The organism is Flavonifractor sp. DFI.6.63, from assembly GCF_024462255.1.
GTDB classification, from domain to species: domain Bacteria; phylum Bacillota; class Clostridia; order Oscillospirales; family Oscillospiraceae; genus Lawsonibacter_A; species Lawsonibacter_A hominis.
Genome location: NZ_JANGBE010000134.1, coordinates 1 through 285, shown reverse-complemented (window position 1 = coordinate 285; position 285 = coordinate 1). Strand labels below are relative to the sequence as shown.

Genomic DNA, 285 nt, shown 5'->3' with positions numbered 1-285 from the left:
CACGCCCTCGTCCCGGATGTTGTCGGGATACGCCCCCACGTCGTGGGGATAGTCCTTCACCCAGAAGAGGGAGGCCAGGCCGAAGATGACGACGACCACGCCCACGATGGTGCAGCCGGTGGGGAAGCCGAACTTGCCGAACAGACCGGAGAGGATGGCGACGAAGGTGGCGGTGCACAGGGGGGCGCCCATGGTGGCCCAGCCCAGGGCGATGCCCTTCTTGCGGGGGAACCAGGTGTTCATCAGAGTGGAAGTGCCGATCAGACCGAAGGCGTTGGAAATAAA

General features: G+C 64.2%; 1 pseudogene. It reads right to left on the bottom strand.

The annotated features are described in order from the left end of the window. Nucleotides 1–285: pseudogene (locus NE547_RS18220) on the bottom strand (hypothetical protein); the annotation flags it as partial.